The sequence below is a fragment of the Rhodococcus sp. B10 genome (assembly GCF_011770055.1).
GTDB lineage: Bacteria > Actinomycetota > Actinomycetes > Mycobacteriales > Mycobacteriaceae > Rhodococcoides > Rhodococcoides kyotonensis_B.
In genome coordinates this window covers 1-791 of the sequence record NZ_JAAFYV010000080.1, presented here as the reverse complement: position 1 = coordinate 791, position 791 = coordinate 1, and the positions used below count along the sequence as shown (strand labels likewise).

The following is a 791-nucleotide window of genomic DNA, read 5'->3' as shown; positions in this document are numbered from 1 at the left end:
GAGGAGGTGTCGTGGCGTCGCGGGTTCATCACCGATGACGAACTGCGTGAGCGGGCGGAGAAGCTCGTCAAATCCGGCTACGGGCAGTACCTGCTCGAACTGCTCGACCGAGGGAAATAAGACGTGAGTTTTCGCGAGTTGAAGATCGCCGGCGCCTACGAGTTCACCCCTCGCCAGTTCGGTGACGATCGTGGCGTGTTCTTCGAATGGTTCAAATCCACCGCGTTCGAGGAGGCGATCGGGCGGCCGCTCGAGCTACAGCAGGCGAACTGTTCGGTGTCCGCGGCCGGGGTGCTGCGCGGTATCCATTTCACCGACACCCCGCCTGGGCAGGCGAAATACGTCACCGCCGTGAAGGGCGCGTTCCTCGATGTGATCGTCGACCTGCGGGTTGGTTCGCCCACGTTCGGGCAGTGGGACAGTGTGCTCATTGACGACGTCGACCGGCGTGCGGTGTATCTGCCCGAAGGTCTCGGGCATGCGATCTTGTCCCTCGAAGACGGCTCGACGGTGATGTACCTGTGCTCGATCGAGTACACCCCGTCCCTCGACCGCGACCTGAATCCCCTCGATCCGGACCTGGCGATCACCTGGCCCACCCACAGCCGCGACGGACAACCCCTCGATTACCAACTGTCGGACAAGGACAAAGCCGCACCCTCGCTCGCCGACGCCATCACCGCCGGATACCTACCCAAATACGACGGCTGACCGCGCACCTTCCAGCGCACGCGCACGTTGCAACATGCGCAGCCGCTGCAACCTGCGCGCACCAGCCGCCCGCCCCGCAT

General features: G+C 64.1%; 1 protein-coding gene and 1 pseudogene. Both read left to right on the top strand.

Annotation, left to right across the window (positions count from 1 at the left end; genetic code table 11):
- Window positions 1-120 (top strand): annotated as a pseudogene (locus RhoFasB10_RS26535) (glucose-1-phosphate thymidylyltransferase); the annotation flags it as partial.
- Window positions 121-123: 3 nt separating this feature from the next.
- Window positions 124-711, top strand: coding sequence for a dTDP-4-dehydrorhamnose 3,5-epimerase (rfbC, locus tag RhoFasB10_RS25715; protein WP_167679321.1), 588 nt, complete (start codon window positions 124-126; stop codon window positions 709-711).
- Window positions 712-791 lie beyond the last annotated feature (80 nt).